Raw genomic sequence first — 16,568 nt, forward strand, 5'->3', positions numbered from 1 at the left:
TCTTTGGGGGGCTGCTCTTTTTTGCTTTTTGATTGGGGAAGTGGCCGCAGTGCAGGGCTTCGCGAACCGCGGCGTCTTTCCCGCCCTCCTGATTGACAAACCAAACAAAAATAACCTATCATCTAATTAGAAAAATATCTAATTAGAACCGAAAGCACATTTTCCCGAAGAAAGGAGCATCTCTTTTGCAACTCGATAAACTCGTCACCTTTTACAAAGCGCTCGGCGACCCGACTCGCGTGCGGATTTTGGCCATGTTGGCAAATGGACCGCTGCACGGGCAGGCGCTGGCAGGGAAGCTCGGAGTGACGCCGCCGACGATTACACACCATATGGCGAAGCTGCGCGATGCAGGAATCGTCTACGAGCGGCGTGACAAAAACACGATTTACTTTTATTTGCACGAAGCGAACATGAAGCGGCAAACCCAGGCGATTTTGAATGTGTTGGAACGGGCGAAAGGTACGATGGAGGAAGACCTTTTTGCAGATGAGGAAACCAAAACGACCGAGGAGCAGAGGAGGTCCCAGATGGCAGCGGATCAGATGCACGTAATCAAAAGCTTCCTGACCCCCGACGGCAAGCTCAAGCAGATTCCGGCCCAGCGCAAGAAAAAGCTGATCGTGTTCGAATACATGGTGCGGGGGCTGGAGTTTGGCCGCAAATACAAGGAACAGGAAATCAATGACTACATCCGCCAGTTTCACGACGATTACGCGACGATTCGCCGCGAATTTGTCATGAACCACTATATGTACCGCGAAGAGGGCATCTACGAGCTGAATCCGGAAGAGATGTGGGCCAAGGCAGAAGAATTGCGCTAACAGGAAAATGATTCCTTTTGAAAAAGCATAAAAAAAGACAACCGTCGGCACTGCGCTCAGGTTGTCGGAAACAATAGAATGTCACACAAACTGATTATAGCGAGAACTAATTGCGTTTAGCCATGGCAAACGATTGGGAAAACAGGAAAAGTATTTCAGCATGCTGCTTCTTCGCTTAATGCTGCCCCATACAGAAAAAAGCATGTGGAACAATCGCTCTGTTCTCATGCTTTTTTAGCTCTCAGCTGCCTTTTTTCAATTCTGCCTGCCAGGCGCTGCGATAGTGCAAAAAGTTGCGGGTTCCCAGGTACAGGTTCAGCACACCGACGATCAGCATGATGATCGCGACCACGATGCGGATCGTATCGAGCGTATCAAACGTAAACTGGTTAAGCCCGAACAAAGATACGAGAATGCCGAGTGCGATGTTCATTTTGCCCAGCGTCATTCTGGATTCCAGCGGGTGGATGCCTCTTCTGCGTGCGTGGATGCTGAAGTAGACGCTGGCTACAAGTGAAGCGAGAACGCCGGTCAAATAAAAGGCCGACCACATAGATGGCTTCATCCTTTCCAACAAATCTGGTATTATCCTACCAAATCAAAGCAAGAAAGGTCAAATTCAAACAAGAACGTTCGTTCTTGTTTCCCCACGATCCTCTTACTTTCGGTATAATGATAGAGAGAAAGCTACTACACGATTCGAGTCGTAAACAGGAGAGGAAGGAACCAGATGACCTCCTTTGTCCATTTGCATGTTCATACGGAGTACAGCCTGCTAGACGGAGCGGCGCGGATTGATGCGCTGGTGGAGCGTGCCAAAGAGCTGGGCATGACTGCGCTGGCGATTACGGATCACGCCAATCTGTATGGCGCTGTCCCTTTTTATAAAGCATGTACAGAAAACCAGATCAAGCCGATTATCGGGATGGAATTGTACGTGATCGAAGGAAATTTGCAAGATCGCGTGCGCAATGCGCCTCCCCCGAGCCATTTGATCGTGCTTGCCGAAAATGAGGCGGGCTATCGCAATCTGTTGAAGCTCGCCACGATCGCCAATACGGATGGAAACTACATGATTCCCCGCCTGAACAAAGAAGTGCTGGTCCGGCATGCGGAAGGGTTGATCGCCCTTAGCGGCTGCCAGCAGGGCGAGGTTGCGCAGCTTTTGCTGGCTGGCGAAGCCGAGGCAGCGAAAGAAGCAGCCTTGTGGCACCTTCGCGTTTTTGGCGAGGCGAATTACTTTTTGGAGCTGGCTGACCACGGCCTGGAGAGCGAGCGCAGACTCAATGCCCGTCTGGTCAAGCTGAGCCAGGAGACGGGCATCCCGCTGGTCGTCACGAACAATGTGCACTACGTGAAGCAAAACGAGCATCGCCAGCACGATATTTTGCTCGCGATCAAAGAGGGCAAGACCATCGACGAGGAAAACCGCTTCCGCTACGAAACCGACCAATACTATTTGAAAAGCGAAGCAGAAATGGCCGCCGCCTTTTCTTACGTACCCGAAGCGCTTGCCAACACGGGAAAAATCGCGGACAGATGCAACCTCACATTGTCGTTTGGGGCGCACATTTTGCCGGAATTTCCCTTGCCGGAGGGCCGGGATTCGACGCAATATTTGCGTTCGCTATGCGAGCAAGGCTGCCGGGAGCGGTACAAGACAATCACGCCGGACATACAGGCGCGTCTCGATCACGAGCTGTCGATCATTACAGGCACGGGCTTTACCGATTACTTCCTGATCGTCTGGGACTTCATGCGCTACGCCCATCAGCACGGGATTCCGACCGGACCAGGGCGGGGTTCTGCTGCCGGAAGCCTCGTCGCCTACGCATTGAAAATAACGAACGTAGACCCGCTTCATTTCAATCTGCTGTTTGAACGGTTTCTCAATCCGGAGCGGGTGACGATGCCCGATATCGATATCGACTTTTCCGTGGAGCGGCGCGACGAAGTCATCCATTACGTGGCGAAAAAATACGGTCACGACCGCGTGGCCCAGATTATTACGTTTGGAACGATGGCGGCTCGCGCTGCGGTGCGCGACGTAGGCCGGGCACTCGGCCTGTCCGTCGGGATCGTCGACCGGGTAGCGAAAATGATTCCGCAATCTCCCGGCATGACGATTGACCGTGCCATGAAGCTCATTCCGGACATCGGCAAGCTGTGCCAGGAAAACAGACAGGCCGCCCTTTTGATCGAGACAGCAAAAGGCGTGGAAGGTTTGCCGCGCCATGCTTCGACACATGCGGCGGGCGTCGTGATCTCGCGGGAGCCGCTGACCAGCTATGTTCCGTTGCAGACGGGCAGCGAAGGCTTGGCACTGACGCAGTATCCGATGGAGGTGCTGGAGGAAGTCGGTCTGTTGAAAATGGATTTTCTCGGCTTGCGCAACTTGACGATCATTCAGGAGACACTTCGTCATCTGCATGAACAGGGGATTGCGATTGAGCTGGAGAGCATTCCGACGGATGATCCGAATACGTTCCGCATGTTGTCGCGCGGCGAGACGACAGGGGTATTCCAGCTGGAGTCCGGCGGGATGCGCAACGTGCTCCGCGACCTGAAGCCGACCAGTCTGGACGATATTATCGCTGTGCTGGCCTTGTATCGGCCGGGACCGATGGAAATTATCCCGCAGTACATCGCCGCCAAGCACGGCCAGAGCGCTGTGCATTACGCGCATCCGGTGCTTGAGCCGATCTTGCGCGAGACGCACGGCTTCATGATCTACCAGGAGCAAATTATGCAAATCTCGTCTACGCTCGCTGGCTTCAGTTTGGGTGAGGCAGACATTTTGCGCCGGGCGGTCGGAAAGAAAAAACGCGAGCTGTTGGCCGAGCAGCGGGAAAAGTTCGTGGCTGGTTGCGTCCGTCAAGGCTACGGCGAAGAGCTTGGTCATCAAGTGTACGATCTGATCGTCCGCTTTGCCGATTACGGCTTCAATAAAGCGCACTCTGTCGCCTACGCGGTCATCGCCTACCAGATGGCGTATTTGAAAGCGACCTATCCGCTTGCTTTTATGGCAGCCCTTTTGTCGCTGTCGATCGGCTCGCAGACGAGAATCGCCGAGTACACGGAGGAGGCGCGGCGCCTGGGGCTTCGCGTGCTGGGGCCGGATGTCAACAAAAGCACGGCGTCCTTTGCAGTCGAACAAGATGCGATTCGTTTCGGGCTTGCTGCCGTCAAAAACGTCGGCTATGGAGCGATCGAATCGATTGTAAAAGAACGGGCTGTGCGTCCGTATCGGGACGTTTTCGATTTTTGCGCCAGAGTAGATGCGCGTCTCGTGAACAGACGAGTGGTAGAATCGCTGACGCTCTGCGGGGCGCTGGATTCGCTGCCTGGTCACCGCAGCCAGTTGCTGCTGCTTTTGGACGAGGCGGTCGGCAAGACGAATGCGAAGCGGATCGAGCGCGACGCGAATCAGCTCGACCTGTTTGCGGGAGAAGAACAAGCGGCGCCATTGCGCGAGCCGGCTGAATACCCGGAAGTGCCGCCGATGTCACGCGCCCAGCAGCTGAAAGAAGAACGGGAACTGATCGGCGTGTACATTTCCGGCCATCCGCTCGACCAGTATGCGCACGTGGCTGCCCGCCCCGAAGTGACGGCTATTTCGGCGCTCAGCGAGCTGGCCCGCGACAAAACGGTGAAAGTGTTCGGAATGATTACGGAAGAAAAGCGCATCCAGACGAAAAAGGGCGACCCGATGGCGTTTTTGGTGCTGGAGGACAAAACCGCGCAGGTGGAGCTGGTCGTCTTTCCGCAAGTGTTTGCCAAGTACGGCGACTTGCTCGGCAAAGAGCGGATGGTCGTAGCCGAAGCGCGGGTGGATCATCAGGATGACATGGTGAAGCTGCTCGCATCGCGCTTTTGGGATGCCGAGACACTGCAAGCGCCGACCGCCGAGACGGTGTTGTTTGTCAAAATTTCCGCCCAGCAGGAGCACGATTCGACACTGCAACGTTTGCAACGGCTGTTTGTCGAAAAAAAAGGAACGATTCCTGTGATTCTGTTTTACGAGGGAAAAAGACAGACAATTCGCCTGCCGGAGGACATTCGGGTCGAGGTGGACGAGTCATTTTTGGAGCAAGCGCGAGATATTGTGGGACGTGACAGCGTAATCCAGAAAGAATTGCCCATAAATTGGGGAGGATGAGGAATGTCCTCCCTTTTTCGCCGTTTTCGGCAGGTTTACAGGATAACAGGTTTTGCTATATATTGAATTCATAACTCGTTAAGTGGTCAGACCACTTAGGGCTTTCAAGCAATAAAGAGGCTGTTCAGGCAATCATAGAAAGACTATCGTGAAATGGAGTGGTAATGGATGTCTAGTTTGAGAGAGGAAGCGCTGGAACTTCACCGAAAAAATAAAGGGAAGCTGGAGGCAGTGACCAAGGTTCCCGTTCGCAATGCTCGCGATCTGAGCCTTGCTTATTCTCCTGGTGTTGCTGAGCCTTGCAAAGACATTTTTGACGACAAATCCAAAGTTTACGAATACACCATGAAGGGCAACCTCGTTGCAGTCGTGAGCGATGGTACCGCTGTTCTCGGTCTCGGCAACATCGGACCGGAAGCCGCTATGCCGGTGATGGAAGGAAAAGCTGTACTGTTCAAATCGTTCGCAGGCGTGGACGCATTCCCGATCTGCCTGAACACGACTGATGTAGACAAAATCGTAGAAACTGTGAAGCTGCTCGAACCGACTTTTGGCGGTGTTAACCTTGAAGATATCGCAGCTCCGGCATGCTTCGAGGTAGAAGAGCGCCTGAAGCGCGAAACAAACATTCCGATTTTCCACGACGATCAGCACGGTACAGCAATCGTAACGGCTGCGGGCCTGATCAACGCCCTGCGCGTGGTTGACAAAAAGCTCGAAGATATCCGCGTGGTAGCGAACGGTGCGGGCGCTGCTGGTATCGCGATCATGAAACTTTTGATTTCCATGGGCGTAAAAGAAGTGATCATGGTTGATACAAAAGGAATCGTGTACGAAGGCCGTCAATTCGGGATGAACCCGGTAAAAGAAGAGATGGCGAAAATCACGAACCGCAGCAAGCTGCAAGGCGACCTCGCTGACGCGATGAAAGGCGCTGACGTCTTCATCGGCGTATCTGTAGCAGGCGCGGTAACTCCTGACATGGTTCGCTCCATGAACCGCGATGCGATCATCTTCGCGATGGCGAACCCGACTCCGGAAATCATGCCGAGCGAGGCGAAAGAAGCAGGGGCAGCCGTAGTCGGTACAGGCCGTTCCGACTTCCCGAACCAGGTGAACAACGTACTTGCCTTCCCGGGCATTTTCCGTGGGGCGCTCGATACGCGCGCGACTGAAATCAACGAGGACATGAAGCTGGCAGCCGTGTACGCAATCGCGGACCTGATCACGCCAGAAGAGCTTTCCGCAGAAAAAGTCATCCCTGCTCCGTTTGATCCGCGCGTTGCTCCAAATGTGGCGGCAGCCGTAGCCAAAGCAGCGATGGAGAGCGGCGTTGCCCGCATCACTGTCGATCCGGAAGCAGTAAAAGAGAAAACAGCCAGTCTGGCAGCCATTTCCTATCAGCAAGTGTAAGGAAGTGCAGTCAAACACCCTCCACGAGCATCTGTATCAGACGTGAATATGTGGGGGGTGCTTCACTTCACCAGTAGCAGCCATTAAGGGGGATCATTGTGCTCGACTCGACTCAAGATCGAAAGGTTTACGAAGGCATACTCCTGCAATTGCATGCAATCATTCAGGAGCAAAACTTACGGCCTGGCGACAAGCTTCCGTCGGAGCGAGAGTTGTCTGAGCAATTAGGGGCTGGTCGCTCCTCTGTACGCGAAGCCCTCCGTGCGCTGGAGCTGCTCGGGCTCATCGAGACGCGCCGCGGGGAAGGCACTTTCCTCAAGCATTATCGGCACAACCGACTGATCGATATTCTTGGCTTTTTTATCCTACGGGATACGAAAACCAAGAAGGACTTGATCGAAATGCGGAAGATGCTGGAGATCGATGCTGTCCGTCTCGCCTGTAGACGGGCCACGCCCAAGCATTTCGAGGAAATGGAACGGATTCTCGCGATCGCACAAGAGCGGGTAGAGAGAGGCGAGGTTCCTACAGAAGAAGACTACCAGTTCCACCGCGTGATTTGCCGATCCAGCCGCAACTCCATTTTGCACCGCATCTGGACGCCTTTGGTAGAGTACAGCAACAGTGTGCGGATTGAATCGTTGTCGCGGGAAGGCAGGGCGCGCATGGCATTGGAGGAGCATCGCGAGATCATGGAAGCGATTCGCGAAGGCGATGTCACTGTCGCGGTTGAGAGAATGAGGCACCACTTGGAGAACAGCAAGCTCTAGATTTTACTCCTATTTGCGAGGGGCGCTGGCGCTGTGATATGATGATGCAGACCTGTATTGGACGATGAAGGAGGAAGCCAGCATGTGGACGGTCATCTACATCGCTCCTAGCGCTAGAATAGCTGAACGGATACAGCAACGTTTGACAGATGAAGGATTTTTGGTCAAGGTTCGCGAGGCGAGAGTTTCGAAGCAATACGAGATTCTTGTGCCCGAAGGCGAACTGAACGAAGTCCGGGATGTACTCGGCTCGATCCTTCACTGATGAGAAAGGTGGGGTGTACCTGTGCTAAAAGATCTTTTTGGGAAAAAGCGCAAATTTGCCACTGTCCCTTCCGAGACGCTGGCACGTGTCCCTGCTTCCACCGACGCTAGCAAGGAAGCGGGTACGAAGGAGAAGGAAGTCCCTGAGGGATTGATGAATAAATGCCCACATTGTGGGACGATCCACTACTCGAAGGATTTGGAAAAAAACTTGCGCGTATGCAAAGGCTGCCAGTTTCACTATTCCATGTCCGCGCCAGAGCGGTTGCAATCCCTTTTGGATGAAGGTGTCCTGACAGAGGAGTTTGACGCGAACCTGATCGCGTCCAATCCGCTCGGGTTCCCTGACTATCTGGAAAAGCTGGAGCAGGATATGGCAAACACGAATTTGAACGAAGCGATCATCACTGGCGAGGGCTTGCTCGGCGGCAACCGCATCGTGATCGGGGTTATGGATTCCCGCTTCCGCATGGCCAGCATGGGCTCGGTTGTCGGGGAAAAAATTACGCGTGCAATTGAGCAAGCGATCGAACGGCGTCTGCCTTTCATCCTGTTCTCCGCATCCGGCGGTGCGCGCATGCAGGAAGGCGTACTGAGTCTGATGCAGATGGCGAAGACCAGTGCCGCTTTGTCCAGACTGGACCGCGAGCGCTTGCTGTTCGTTTCGGTCATGACGAATCCTACATATGGCGGTGTATCTGCAAGCTTCTCTTCCCTTGGCGACTACAATATCGCAGAACCGGGAGCCATGATCGGCTTTGCGGGACGTCGCGTCATTGAGCAAACGATTCGCCAGGAGCTGCCAAAAGACTTCCAGACTGCGGAGTTTTTGCTGAAAAACGGTCAGCTCGACATGGTCGTACATCGCAAGGACATGCGTCAAACGCTGTCCAAACTGGTAGAGATGCACACGTCACGGGAAGGAGTGGAAATATGGCAGGCGAACTCCCCTTTGAAAAGCCATTAGTAGAATTGCAAGACAAGATTAAGGAATTGCGCCGCTTTACCGAAGAAAAAGGCATTGATTTCTCCGACGAAGTAAAGCGTCTGGAGCAAAAGGCAAAAGAGCTTGCCGAACAAATTTATGGCAACTTGACGCCGTGGCAGCGCGTCCAACTGGCCCGTCACCCGGAAAGACCAACGACTTTGGACTATATTCAACTTCTTTTTACTGATTTTATAGAAGTACACGGGGACAGGTTGTACGGGGATGACCATTCGATCGTGGGCGGCATCGCCAAGCTGGACGGTCGTCCGGTGACTGTGATCGGCCATCAAAAAGGCAAAGACACCAAGGACAACATCAAGCGCAATTTCGGGATGGCGCATCCTGAAGGGTACAGAAAAGCTCTGCGCATCATGCAGCAGGCCGACAAATTCGGACGTCCGATTATTTGTTTCATCAACACATCGGGAGCGTATCCGGGCAAAGCGGCAGAAGAGCGCGGCCAGAGCGAAGCGATTGCTCGCAACTTGCGGGAAATGGCTACTTTTCGCGTGCCGATTATTTGTATCGTCATCGGCGAAGGCGGCAGTGGCGGTGCGCTGGCGATCAGCGTCGGCAATCGCATCTATATGCTGGAGAATTCCTATTACTCCGTGATTGCACCGGAGAGCGCGGCGGCCATTTTGTGGAGAGATTCCAGCCTTGGCATGCGCGCAGCGGAGTCGATGAAAATTACGGCTCCTGATTTGCTCGCGCTCGGCGTGATCGACGGCATCATTGACGAGCCGTTCGGCGGGGCGCATCGAGACTTGATTGCGCAGGCAACAGCGGTCAAGACGGTGATTGCCGAGCAATTGGAACAGTTGGGTCGTTTGAGCCCGGATGAACTGATACAGGACCGATATGAGAAGTTCAAACGAATCGGCGAATACGCCTCCCTGTAAGTCACAGGGGGCGTTTTTTGTGCGGTAAAAAGACTGAGTCTATTGATGGACGATCGTATGGTCTGAACACAGACCGCAATAAAATCATGGCACAGCCAAGTTTTCTTATCTTTTTTTGGCACGGAAAATCTGCTACAATCGATTTCGAACAAGCGAGTTATCAGAGCTTTCAAAAAGTATGGCACATTTCTGTTCTGTGTATAACAGATATACGAAATGGAGTAATACAGCATGTTTCATAGCCGTTATGGTACATACTGTTTCCGTTTCATGACATGCTAAAGACGAAATGGATTGGAGAGGTGGATTCCATGCAAAAGCTTGCGGTTCTGACCAGCGGAGGAGATTCGCCCGGCATGAACGCCGCGGTGCGTGCGGCAGTTCGTCGTGCTGCTTACCACGGAGTGCAAATGTACGGGGTGTATCACGGCTACGAAGGTCTGATGAATGGCGATATCCAGGAAATGACACTGGGCTCCGTTGGGGACATTATCCAGCGAGGAGGAACCATCCTTTACTCTGCCCGCAGCCAAGCCTTCAGAACAGAGGAAGGGCAGCAAAAAGCAGTGGAGCAGCTGCGCAAATTCGGGATTGAAGGGCTGATCGTCATCGGTGGAGACGGGTCGTTCCGTGGCGCACAGAAGCTGACGGAAAAAGGCTTCCCGACCATCGGCGTGCCGGGAACGATTGATAACGACATTCCGTGCACCGATTTTACGATTGGGTTCGATACCGCTCTGAATACGATTGTGGAAGCGATCGATAAAATTCGCGACACGGCAACCTCTCATGAGCGCACCTACATTATCGAGGTAATGGGCCGGGACGCAGGCGATTTGGCACTGTGGGCAGGACTTGCTGCTGGGGCCGAGTCGATTATCATCCCGGAAGAATCCCAGGACATGAGCGATATTATAGAACGCCTGCATGCCGGACAGCGCCGTGGCAAAAAGCATTCCATCATTATAGTGGCGGAAGGCGTAGGCAGCGCTGCTTCGTACGCGGAAGCCATCACCAAGGAAACAGGCTGGGAGACGCGCGTGACCGTGCTCGGACACATTCAGCGCGGAGGCTCACCTACCGCGATGGACCGCATGCTGGCGAGCCGGATGGGAGCAGCCGCAGTCGACTTGCTCCTGGAAGGCAAAAAAGACCGGATGGTTGGCATCCAGAACAACACAATCGTCGACGTCGATTTCAATGAAGCATTGTCCCAGAAACACCAACTGGATTTATCCGTATATCAACTGGCGCGCACACTGTCTATTTGATCAGGCAAAGCCTGGATAGCAGTGTATAGAGGAGGCATAATTCCTATGTTAAGGAAAGCAAAAATCGTGTGTACAATCGGACCGGCGAGTGAGTCCGTTGAAACGTTGAAAAAGCTGATTCATGCGGGGATGAACGTAGCCCGTCTGAACTTTTCCCACGGAAGCCATGAAGAGCACGCAGCGCGGATCGTGAACATTCGTCGTGCGTCCGAAGAGACAGGCAAGCCGGTGGCGATTCTTTTGGATACAAAAGGGCCGGAAATCCGCACAGGCACGCTTGCTACAGATTCGGTCGAGCTGGAAGAAGGCAAGACGCTGATTTTGACGACAGAAGAACTGGCAGGAACGGCAGAGAAAGTTTCGATCACTTATTCGGAACTGCCTCAGGATGTCAATCCGGGCGACACGATTTTGATTGATGACGGCCTGATCGGGCTGACGGTTCTGGAAGTGCAAGGCAACGAGATCGTTTGCCAAATCAAAAACGGCGGAACGCTGAAAAGCAAAAAAGGCGTCAACGTGCCAGGCGTCAAAATCAATTTGCCGGGAATTACGGAAAAGGACGCACAAGATATCGAGTTCGGGATTGCGCAGCAAGTCGATTTCATTGCGGCTTCTTTTGTCCGCAAGGCGAGCGACATTCTCGAAATCCGCCAAATTTTGGAGCGCCACAACGTGCGCATTGACATCATCGCGAAGATCGAAAACCAGGAAGGCGTCGACAATGTCGATGAAATCCTCGTCGTAACAGACGGCATCATGGTAGCGCGTGGCGACCTCGGCGTGGAAATACCTGCTGAGGAAGTGCCGCTCGTCCAGAAAAAGCTGATCAAAAAATGCAACGAGCTGGCCAAACCTGTCATCACGGCGACGCAAATGCTCGATTCCATGCAGCGCAACCCTCGTCCTACTCGCGCAGAAGCAAGCGACGTAGCCAATGCGATTTTTGACGGCACAGACGCGATCATGCTGTCCGGTGAGACGGCTGCGGGCAAATATCCGGTAGAATCGGTCGAAACGATGGACCGCATCGCGGTACGAGCAGAGCAAGAGCTTAACTACCGTGAGATTTTGTATGCGCAAGCGCAGCTCAAGCAAGTGACGATTACCGATGCGATTAGCCAGGCTGTCTCCAATGCAGCGCTCGATCTCGATGCGACAGCGATCATTACGGCGACAGAGAGCGGACATACAGCGCGCATGGTATCCAAATTCCGTCCGAAAGCTCCCATCGTAGCGGTCACACCGCACGAAGCTGTCATTCGCCGACTGGCGCTCGTAAACGGCGTATATCCGGTCAAAGGCGTGCTGGCAAACACAACCGATGAGATGCTGGAGATGTCTGTCCAGGAAGCAATCGACGCAGGCTTCGTGCGCCACGGCGACCTCGTAGTCATTACCGCGGGTGTGCCTGTGCGTGAAGTAGGGACAACCAACCTCATGAAGATTCACGTGATCGGCGATGTCGTGGCAAAAGGCCAAGGCATCGGTCGCAAAGTCGTGACGAGCAAAGTCGTCATCGCCCGTTCGGCAGAAGAAGCGCTGCAAAAAGTAGAAGACGGCGTGATCCTGGTGACGATCGGAACGGACTCGGACATGATTGAAGCGTTCAGCAAGGCAGGAGCGGTCATTTGCGAAGAGGGCGGGCTGACATCCCATGCAGCGATCGTCGGGCTCAATTTGGGCGTCCCAGTGATCGTAGGCGTGCAGTTTGCTACCGATTTGCTGAAGGAAGGCCAAATCGTTACGGTTGACTCCGAGCGTGGGCATATTTATTCAGGGCAGACGCGGGTTCTGTAGGTCATCAGACTCATTTTTATAGCAAAAGCACTTTTTGGGGGTGGCATCTTGTCACCCCTTTTTGCATTGGGCAGACTGGTGGCAACGCGATTTTCGCTGATAGCATTTTCCAGAATACGGTGTTTTTTAGGTGGTGCAAACGGGGAGGGAATCTGATAAAATCGATCAGGTGTTCGTCTGAGCAAGCGCCGGGAAAGTGTCGAGTTTTCACTGTAATGGCCTGTTTGCAAGGAGCGAAAACACCGAAAATCGCTTCCCGTTGCAGGATGAGCGATGTCAAGAACTATTTTTTAGCAAAACACAACATATAGTGTTGTCGAATTTTATTGCGTACAACATATAGATAAAACTATTGAGTTTTTCCCATAAAGATAGTTAACTAGAGAGGAACCATTCGAAGGAGGAACGTTATGCTGGCGACCGAAACTGTATCCCGCACCGCTTTCTTGAGGGATGAATTTTTAGCACAATACAAAGACTTTCCCGATCATATGAATCCTCTGGGACAATTTGTGTACTATCGGACTTATTCTCGTTTTATCCCGGAAAAAGGCAGACGGGAAACATGGAAAGAAACATGCCGCCGTTCGGTGGATTACAATATGAAGCTTGCGTATCAACATTTGCAAAAAATCGGCCTGTACCCGGATGAGCGTGCGATGGAAGCAGAAGCGGAAGGTCTGTTTGACAACATGTTCAACCTGCGTCAGTTTTTGTCCGGCCGGACGCTGTGGGTGGGCGGAGCTGAAAATGGCGTGGCCGATTTGTACCCGCTGGCCAACTTCAACTGCTCTTTCCTGAACATCAAATCGTGGGACGACCTTGGCGATTTGTTCTACCTGCTGCTGGTAGGAACAGGTGTCGGCTTCAAATGCACGAAAGCAATGGCAGCAGGACTCGGTCCGATCCGGACCAACGTGACCTTGCTTTCTTCCGAGTACCGCCCATTGCCCAAGCATCAGCGACTGGAGCGTTCCGAGCTGAATGTGCTGGATAACGGTTTCGCCAAAATTTACGTGGGAGACAGCAAAGAGGGCTGGGTAGAGTCGCTGCGCTTGTACCTGCAAATTTTGACCGACGGTTCCTACGAGCATATTCATACAGTGAAAATCTCCTACAACAGCGTGCGTCCAAAAGGAGAGCGACTGAAGCGTTTTGGCGGTACAGCAAGCGGACATGAGCCGCTTCGCGAGATGTTTGAAGGCATCGACAAAGTGCTGAAAAACCAGATCGACGAGCATCTGGCCCCGATTGAAAGTGACGAAAAAGGGTACGGCAAGATTCGCCCCGTACATATTCTCGACATTGGCAATCTGATCGGAGCAAACGTCGTAGTTGGGGGCGTGCGCCGCACAGCGGAAATTTTCCTGTTCGATCACGACGACTACGAGTGCATGCTGGCGAAATACGGCATCAACGGCTTCTGGACGGAAGAGCAGCTGGCGCATCACCGCCGCGTCGGCGAACTTTTGGGCGAGCACAAGCCTGTATGGTTTGACAGCATTGAAAAGGTAGGGGACGGACGATTCGGCCTGGATCACCGCCGCATGTCCAACAACTCCATCGCCTTTACGAAACAACCGTCTAGAGAGTTTTTGCATCTCGTGTTCACGCTGATGCAACTGGAAGGCGAGCCTGGCTTTATCAACCTGGAAGAAGCCAATCGCCGTCGTCCAAATGCGGAGGGCTTGAATCCTTGTGCGGAAATTTTGCTTGATTCATATGGCGTTTGCAACTTGACTACGGTCAATCTCGTTCAGTTTGTGCGTGAGAACGAAGACGGCTCCAAGTATTTGGATCTGGATGGGCTTTTGGATGCGCAACGCAAATCTGCCCGTGCAGGACTGCGGATGACGCTCGTTACACTGGAGCTGCCACATTGGGATACGGTGCAGCAGCGCGACCGTTTGCTCGGAACGTCGCTGACTGGCTTGAAAGATGCGCTCGCGTCTCTCGGCTATACGGAGGAGCAGGAGCTTGAACTGCTGCGTCAGCTCGGAAATGCTGCCCGCGACGAAGCGAACCGCTATGCGTACGAGCTGCGCGTCAATTCGCCGCTGCTGGTCACGACAGTGAAGCCGGAAGGAACGCTGTCACAGGTGGCTGGCGGGGTTTCCAGCGGCTTGCACTGGTCGCACTCGCCGTACTACATCCGCCGCATTCGCATCAACGCGCAAGACCCGTTGGCAAAAGCGGTACAAGCTCTCGGCTGGACAGTTCACCCGGAGGTCGGCACACAAGGGGAGACGCACGAGGAGCGCATGGCGAATGCCCGCACGCTCGTGATTGACTTCCCGGTAGCGTCGGGTGCGCAGGAAACGAAAAACGAAGTGAGCGCCAAGCGCCAATTCGATACGTACTTCCGTTTCCAAAAGGAGTACACCGAACACAATTCTTCCAATACGATTACCGTTCGCAAGGAAGAATGGAACGAAGTGGAAGAGATCGTCTATGCAAACTGGGACAATTTTGTCGGCGTGTCTTTCTTGCAGCTCGATGGCGGAAACTACCAGTTGGCTCCGTACGAGGAATGCAGCAAAGAGCAGTACGAAGCGCTCAAGCAGTCGATGAAGCCTTTTGACCCTGCTATTTTGCAGCAATACGAGACAGGCACAGATGCAGACCTGTCGACCGCAGAATCTTGCGAAGGCGGCGCTTGCCCGATTCGCTAATCCAGTCAGTCATCAACCAGGGAGAGACCGTTACGATGGGTCTCTCCCTGGTTTTGTTTTGGCCCGGATCAGGCCGACGATGAGCAGGAGCAGCGGGTAAAACAGTCCGAAGATCAGGCTGTAGGGAAACCAGGCATCGACATCCCATTTTGCCATGTACGCTGTGTTCGGGTAGACAATCAGCGAAAAAACGGCTACGACGAAAGCGGTCGGGATGATCAACGGTTTGTAGGTGCGGAGCCGAAAGACGTGGGTCATGCTGATTAATCCGGCGTAAAAGTACATGCTCAGTTTGACGAAGATGGTAAAGAACCAGAGGATGGCGACGATCGCCTCCACCCTCTGTAAAAAATTTCCAATGCTGATCCGCTGGGCCAGCGTATAGCTGGGATAGGCGTAAAGGATCGAGCCATCCGGCCCCAGTACCAAAATGCTGACCAGGATGACCATGGATAATTTCAAACCGGCAATCAGCCCTCCGGCAATAAAATATTTGCGCGCGGAGCGGGGATCAGTGAGGCAAACGGGAAAAAAGACGAGCAAGGTGGGAAGTGTCAAATACGTCATACTGGCAAACGTCAAGGTTCCTTTTACGAGGCTTTTCCCGTCCGCTTCCAGAATCGGCTGGATATTTTCGATCTCCATGCTCGGAAAAAGAAAAAAGATCAGGGAGAAAAACAACAAGAGCAAAAGCGGCACAAACAACTCGATGCTTCGCGCAAACGTCTCCAGTCCCAGGTGGGCAGCGAGCATGACGACGAGCAAAAAAAGAATGTGCAGCGCGATGATGGGCGTCTCCGGGAACATGTTTGTCTTTAAAAAATTGCCGATGTAAAAAAGCACCTGAGCGGAGGAGAGCAGCATGGTGAACAGAAAGAAGCACGAAGCAAGCCAGCCGAGCCATTTGCCCAAGATCCGTTCGTTTATTTCCAGCAGGTTGTTTTTTGGATAAAACAAGCCGACGGAGATGTACAGCCAGGCCAGGCCCAAGCCGACTGCATTTCCCAAGAGGGCGCAAATCCAGGCGTCCTGTTGTGCGTTCGCAGCCAGAGTGGAAGGGGCGACCAGAATCGTCGTGCCGATGCTGAATAGGCAAGTAATGATCGTCATTTGCCGATTCGAGATTTTGACTGTGGACAGCACCTGACGTCCTCCTATTCGAACAGTTTCTGCAAAAATTCTCCGAAGGGACTCAAGATGACTTTCACCCAGTCGCCCGGATTGGGGACAGGTACGTCCAATATCTTGAGCGTTCCTGTAATGGCGCCGAGCAGAAGCAAGAGGGAAAACACGACGAGCTCCCGATGATAGCGTCTTCGAACAAGCTTCGGGACTTCAAACCAGGCGATGATGGCCGCTGTGACCAAAACAAACGCTGCTCCCCACATTCCCTTTTTTCCTACTTTCCTGATTTAGGCAGTCTTTTCTTCGAGTATTGACCGAATGAAAAAATGCCATACCATCGTCAACCGCAAGCGCAGTTTGTCTATGGTACAATAGCCTTA

13 protein-coding genes are annotated in these 16,568 nt (G+C 53.2%); 10 read left to right on the forward strand and 3 right to left on the reverse strand.

Translation table 11 applies throughout. The features are described from left to right. Positions 1–185: 185 nt before the first annotated feature. Positions 186–824 carry a DUF2087 domain-containing protein gene (locus DEP07_RS11715; RefSeq protein ID WP_281869000.1) on the forward strand — a complete coding sequence of 213 codons (639 nt, stop codon included), beginning with the start codon at positions 186–188 and terminating at the stop codon, positions 822–824. Positions 825–1,065: 241 nt separating this feature from the next. On the opposite strand, the gene DEP07_RS11720 is transcribed toward DEP07_RS11715, so the two are convergent. Continuing rightward, positions 1,066–1,377, reverse strand: a complete 312-nt coding sequence (locus DEP07_RS11720) for a YtpI family protein (RefSeq protein WP_173596094.1) — start codon at positions 1,375–1,377, stop codon at positions 1,066–1,068. 177 nt (positions 1,378–1,554) lie between these two features. Here DEP07_RS11720 and DEP07_RS11725 point away from each other — a divergent pair, with 177 nt between their 5' ends. The 9 genes from DEP07_RS11725 (at position 1,555) to nrdJ (ending at position 15,063) form a co-directional block, all read left to right on the forward strand. After that, entirely contained in the window at positions 1,555–4,983 is a 3,429-nt protein-coding gene (locus DEP07_RS11725; RefSeq protein ID WP_173596095.1) for a DNA polymerase III subunit alpha, read from the forward strand. A 168-nt stretch (positions 4,984–5,151) separates the two neighbouring features. Next, positions 5,152–6,396, forward strand: a complete 1,245-nt coding sequence (locus DEP07_RS11730; protein WP_122962902.1) for an NAD(P)-dependent malic enzyme — start codon at positions 5,152–5,154, stop codon at positions 6,394–6,396. 98 nt (positions 6,397–6,494) lie between these two features. Next, positions 6,495–7,166, forward strand: a complete 672-nt coding sequence (locus tag DEP07_RS11735; RefSeq protein ID WP_122962903.1) for a FadR/GntR family transcriptional regulator — start codon at positions 6,495–6,497, stop codon at positions 7,164–7,166. An 82-nt stretch (positions 7,167–7,248) separates the two neighbouring features. After that, positions 7,249–7,431 carry a glutamate decarboxylase gene (locus DEP07_RS11740; protein WP_122962904.1) on the forward strand — a complete coding sequence of 61 codons (183 nt, stop codon included), beginning with the start codon at positions 7,249–7,251 and terminating at the stop codon, positions 7,429–7,431. A 21-nt stretch (positions 7,432–7,452) separates the two neighbouring features. Continuing rightward, positions 7,453–8,397 (forward strand): acetyl-CoA carboxylase, carboxyltransferase subunit beta, encoded by a 945-nt coding sequence (gene accD / locus DEP07_RS11745; protein WP_122962905.1) that lies wholly within the window; start codon positions 7,453–7,455, stop codon positions 8,395–8,397. Continuing rightward, positions 8,364–9,320, forward strand: coding sequence for an acetyl-CoA carboxylase carboxyl transferase subunit alpha (accA, locus tag DEP07_RS11750; RefSeq protein ID WP_063229170.1), 957 nt, complete (start codon positions 8,364–8,366; stop codon positions 9,318–9,320). The genes accD and accA overlap by 34 nt, the downstream gene beginning before the upstream one ends. Before the next feature lie 311 nt (positions 9,321–9,631). Then, on the forward strand, positions 9,632–10,591 hold the full coding sequence (gene pfkA, locus DEP07_RS11755) for a 6-phosphofructokinase (protein WP_122962906.1): 960 nt from the start codon (positions 9,632–9,634) through the stop codon (positions 10,589–10,591). Between the two features lie 45 nt (positions 10,592–10,636). Then, the gene (gene pyk / locus DEP07_RS11760; RefSeq protein WP_122962907.1) at positions 10,637–12,391 is read left to right on the forward strand and encodes a pyruvate kinase; all 1,755 of its coding nucleotides are present in this window, start codon (positions 10,637–10,639) and stop codon (positions 12,389–12,391) included. A gap of 410 nt (positions 12,392–12,801) precedes the next feature. Continuing rightward, a complete protein-coding gene (nrdJ, locus tag DEP07_RS11765; RefSeq protein WP_173596096.1) occupies positions 12,802–15,063 on the forward strand; it encodes a ribonucleoside-triphosphate reductase, adenosylcobalamin-dependent in 2,262 nt (753 codons plus the stop codon). Between the two features lie 30 nt (positions 15,064–15,093). Here the strand turns inward: nrdJ and DEP07_RS11770 are convergent, their stop codons facing one another. Then, positions 15,094–16,206, reverse strand: coding sequence for a GerAB/ArcD/ProY family transporter (locus DEP07_RS11770; protein WP_274875001.1), 1,113 nt, complete (start codon positions 16,204–16,206; stop codon positions 15,094–15,096). An 11-nt stretch (positions 16,207–16,217) separates the two neighbouring features. Beyond that, positions 16,218–16,451, reverse strand: coding sequence for a hypothetical protein (locus tag DEP07_RS11775; RefSeq protein WP_122962910.1), 234 nt, complete (start codon positions 16,449–16,451; stop codon positions 16,218–16,220). Positions 16,452–16,568: the final 117 nt, after the last annotated feature.

Origin of the sequence: Brevibacillus sp. (genome assembly GCF_003521185.1) — a bacterium.
GTDB classification, from domain to species: Bacteria; Bacillota; Bacilli; order Brevibacillales; family Brevibacillaceae; genus Brevibacillus; species Brevibacillus parabrevis.